The organism is Streptomyces sp. NPDC006265 (assembly GCF_040613555.1).
Lineage (GTDB): Bacteria > Actinomycetota > Actinomycetes > Streptomycetales > Streptomycetaceae > Streptomyces.
The window spans coordinates 1-4,050 of record NZ_JBEXSH010000828.1 but is presented as its reverse complement, the minus strand read 5'-3'; the positions used below and the strand labels follow the sequence as shown (position 1 = coordinate 4,050).

The following is a 4,050-nucleotide window of genomic DNA, read 5'->3' as shown; positions in this document are numbered from 1 at the left end:
GTCCAGTTCCGAGCCGTCCGGGACGGCCAGGGCCTCGTGCGCCAGGGACGGAAGCTCCCCCTGGGCCGGGCCGAGGGCCAGGACCGTCGCTCCGGCGCGACGGGCGTCGGACACCCGTTCCAGGAGTGGCGCGACGGGCCCCTCGGGCGCGACCACCAGCAGCGTCTCGCCCCGCCGGGCCGCCTCCAGCCGCCCCAGACCGACCGCCAAATGCGGTGGATCCGAAGGGCGCGCGCCGTGCCGGACCAGCGTCGGGGCCAGCTCCGGCGTGCCCGACCAGGCCGCCTCGTCCACCAGGTGCGCGGCGAGGTGCCACGGTTCGTACTCCGCCGTGCCGACGAGCATTAGGCCGCCCCCGTGCGACACCACCGAGCCGCGCAGCGCCCCGGCGAACCGCCGGGTGGCTTCCAGCCACTCCGTCCCGGCGAGCACTTCCCGCAGCAGCGCCACCCGTACCGCATCCATGGGAAGCATCCTGCCCCGATCGGTCAGCCGTGACGCGGAGTTCACCCCGCGTTCGCCCGCGCCGGGGAGGCCGACCGGTCATCCGTACCGCCGTCGAACGACCGTAGGAGCCCGCGGATGACCGAGACCGGCGTCCCCGTCCGCGCCGGCAGGAGGCCCGCCGGTTTCCGTGTCCCCGCCCTCGTCGCCACTCGCGCCGGCGACCTGCTCGCCTTCCGCGAGGGCCGGGTCGGCTCCCGGGACGACTTCGGGAACATCGACGTCGTCCTGAAGCGCTCCACGGACGGCGGCCGCACCTGGGGCCCGCTCCAGGCCGCCGCGCGCAACGGCGACTCCCTCGCCGGCAACTCCGCCCAGGTCGTCCTCGGCAGCGGCCGCGTCCTCCTCGTGCACGTGCGCAACGCCGCCCTCGCCACCGAGGACGCCATCCGGCGCGGCACGGTGAGCGCGGCGGACGGGCGCCGCGCCTGGGTGCGGCACAGCGACGACGAGCGCCGCACCTGGTCGGAGCCGAGGGAGATCACCCGGGAGACCAAGCGGCCCGAATGGCGCTGGTACGCCACCACGCCCGGCCACGCGATCCGGCTGACCAAGGGCAGGGTCGTCGTCCCCGCCAACCAATCCCTGCCGCCCACCGGCACGGACGACGGCACCGAGGGCCGCCACAACGGCGGCCACTGCCTGCTCAGCGACGACGCGGACGCCACCTGGAGGATCGGCTACGTCGACGACGACACCGACGGCTGCATCAACGCCAACGAGACCACCGCCGCCGAACTCCCCGACGGGCGCGTCTACTTCAACACCCGCAACGACTCCCTCGTCCGGCACCCGGGGCCGGCGCCCACTCGGCCGACGGCGGACGGACCCTGGCGAAGCCCTTCCGCCCGCAGGCCGGACTCGCCGCCCCCGTCTGCGAGGCCGCCGTCCTCCAACTCCGCGACCCCGACCTGCTCCTGTACTCCGGCCCCGCCGACCCGGGCTTCCGCGCCCTGATGGCGATCCGCGCCTCCACCGACGGCGGCACCGCCTGGCGCCCGGTCTACACGGTGGACGGCCTGCCCGCCGCGTACTCGGACCTCGTACGGATCGACACGGACACCGTGGGCCCGCTGTACGAGACCGGCGACTTCGGCGCCTACGAGACGATCACCTTCCGGCGGGTGCCCGTGACGGGGCTGACCTGAGCCGTCCGGGCCGGCGGCGCGGTCGTAGAGTCGGGGCCATGACCTCTACCGACAGTGCTGCCACCGACAACGCCCAGAAGACGCCCGCCAAGGACCCCTGGGACCTGCCCGACGTCTCCGGACTCGTGGTCGGGGTGCTCGGCGGAACCGGGCCGCAGGGCAAGGGCCTGGCCTACCGGCTCGCCAAGGCCGGCCAAAAGGTGATCATCGGCTCACGGGCGGCCGACCGTGCCCGGGCAGCCGCCGAGGAACTCGGCCACGGGGTCGAGGGCGCCGACAACGCCGAGACCGCGCGCCGCAGCGACATCGTGATCGTCGCCGTGCCGTGGGACGGCCACGGCAAGACCCTCGAATCCCTGCGCGAGGAACTGGCCGGCAAGCTCGTCGTCGACTGCGTCAACCCGCTCGGTTTCGACAAGAAGGGCGCCTACGCCCTCAAGCCGGAGGAGGGCAGCGCCGCCGAGCAGGCCGCCGCCCTGCTGCCGGACTCCCGGGTCACCGCCGCCTTCCACCACCTGTCGGCCGTGCTGCTCCAGGACCCGGAGATCTACGAGATCGACACCGACGTGATGGTGCTCGGAGAGGTCCGCGCGGACGTGGAGATCGTCCAGGCCCTGGCCGGGCGCATCCCGGGCATGCGCGGCATCTTCGCCGGGCGGCTGCGCAACGCCCACCAGGTGGAGTCCCTGGTGGCCAACCTGATCTCCGTGAACCGCCGCTACAAGGCGCACGCCGGGCTCCGCGTCACCGACGTGTGAGCCGGTGAGCTCCATGGGGGACACTGGACGGCACCAGCAGTGCCGTAGTGTCCCCCGACAGGAGTCACCCCCATGCCCCGCCTCGCCCTCTACGCCCTGATCGTCTGCGTCCTCTCCGTGGCCGCCGCCGTCGTCTCGTTCACACGGGGCAGCTTCCTGGGGATCGTGTGGGTGCTGCTGGCGGGCCTGTCGTCCAACATGTGCTGGTACTACGTCAAGCGCGCCAGGCAGCAGAAGTCCGTCACCGGCTGACCCGTCACGGGGCCGCCGAGCAGAACTCGTTCGAGCCCTGCCAGAAGCGGTACAGCTCCTGACCGCAGTACGTCTCGAAGTCACTGATCCCGAGGGACTTCAGGATCGTGTCGATCACGTCGAAGAAGACACCGTTCACCGCCGGCAGCCACAGCAGCGCGAACACGAACAGCAGGCCGAACGGCGCGAACGGCTCCACCTGGCGCCGGATGCCGTACGACAGCCAGGGCTCGATCACGCCGTAGCCGTCCAGGCCCGGCACCGGCAGGAAGTTCAGCAGCGCGGCCGTCACCTGGAGCAGGGCGAGGAACGCCAGCGCGAACCGGAAGTCGTTCGGCACACCGTCCAGGGCGTCCAGCCAGAACGGGGCGGTGCAGACGACGGCGAACAGCACGTTCGTCAGCGGCCCCGCCGCCGAGATCAGACTGTGCTTCCAGCGCCCCTGGATCCGGCCCCGCTCGATGAACACGGCACCGCCGGGCAGTCCGATACCGCCCATGATCACGAAGATCACCGGGAGCACGATGCTGAGCAGCGCGTGCGTGTACTTCAGCGGGTTGAGGGTCAGATAGCCCTTCGCGCCGATGGAGATGTCGCCGCTGTGCAGGGCGGTGCGCGCGTGCGCGTACTCGTGCAGGCACAGCGAGACGATCCACGCCGCCGTCACGAACAGGAACACGGCGACACCGGGCTGCTCGGCGAACCCGGTCCAGGTCGCCCATCCCGTGACCGCCGTCACGGCGACGATCCCGACGAACACGGGACTGATCCGCCGCTCGCTGTGGCGGGTGGTGGCGGTGGTCATGGGGCTCCCTGAACTCGTCGAAACGGGGTGAGACGGCCCGACGGTACCGGGCTCAGGTGAAAAACGTCTCGCGCGGGGCGGTCGGTTCCGGGGAGGGTGGGCCCATGGGGCTGTGGCACGTGTTCTACGAGGACTGGCAGATGGAGTGCTGCGGCACGCCGTTCTCCGTCGGGGACGAGGTGCGCTGGCCGCTGCTCCTCCTGGACCCGGACACCGTGCTGGGCGGCGGCTGGCGCGACCAGCTCTCCGAGGTCGCCGGACCCGTGGAGGACGTGGGCGGCGTGCGGATGGTCCGGGAGGAGACGGGCCTCCCGGTGGCGCTGGGGGCGGATCCCGACGCCGAGGAGGACCGGCGCCCGAAGCCGGGGAGCCGGACCCGGTCGGCAGGGCTGCTGTCCGTCGAACGGCACGGCGGGAAGTGGCCCGAGGCCGGCGGGCGGGTGCGGGCCGTGCAGGTGCTGACCCAGACCTGGGCCGAGACCGCGCCCGGATCGCGCTCCTGCGAGCCGGTGGCGGGCGAACAGGTCGGTCACCGAGGCGAGGCCGTGGGCGGTGGTCGACTGGCGTGCGGGTGCGGGCCGCC

Annotated in this window: 5 protein-coding genes and 1 pseudogene; 4 read left to right on the top strand and 2 right to left on the bottom strand. The window is 72.8% G+C overall.

Annotated features, from left to right (window positions below; genetic code table 11):
* A partial coding sequence (locus ABZ281_RS40860) for a hypothetical protein (protein ID WP_356663029.1) occupies window positions 1-465 on the bottom strand: 465 nt, incomplete at its 3' end.
* A 117-nt stretch (window positions 466-582) separates the two neighbouring features.
* On the opposite strand from ABZ281_RS40860, the pseudogene ABZ281_RS40855 reads away from it, so the two are divergent.
* The 3 genes and pseudogenes from ABZ281_RS40855 (at window position 583) to ABZ281_RS40845 (ending at window position 2,662) form a co-directional block, all read left to right on the top strand.
* Window positions 583-1,652, top strand: a pseudogene (locus ABZ281_RS40855) (sialidase family protein).
* Window positions 1,653-1,690: 38 nt separating this feature from the next.
* Window positions 1,691-2,410 (top strand): NADPH-dependent F420 reductase, encoded by a 720-nt coding sequence (gene npdG / locus ABZ281_RS40850; RefSeq protein WP_356663028.1) that lies wholly within the window; start codon window positions 1,691-1,693, stop codon window positions 2,408-2,410.
* Between the two features lie 72 nt (window positions 2,411-2,482).
* Window positions 2,483-2,662 carry a hypothetical protein gene (locus ABZ281_RS40845; protein ID WP_030837294.1) on the top strand — a complete coding sequence of 60 codons (180 nt, stop codon included), beginning with the start codon at window positions 2,483-2,485 and terminating at the stop codon, window positions 2,660-2,662.
* A gap of 4 nt (window positions 2,663-2,666) precedes the next feature.
* On the opposite strand, the gene ABZ281_RS40840 is transcribed toward ABZ281_RS40845, so the two are convergent.
* Window positions 2,667-3,467, bottom strand: coding sequence for a site-2 protease family protein (locus ABZ281_RS40840; protein ID WP_356663027.1), 801 nt, complete (start codon window positions 3,465-3,467; stop codon window positions 2,667-2,669).
* Window positions 3,468-3,571: 104 nt separating this feature from the next.
* Here ABZ281_RS40840 and ABZ281_RS40835 point away from each other — a divergent pair.
* On the top strand, window positions 3,572-4,050 hold a 479-nt coding region (locus ABZ281_RS40835), incomplete at its 3' end, for a DUF6578 domain-containing protein (protein WP_356663026.1).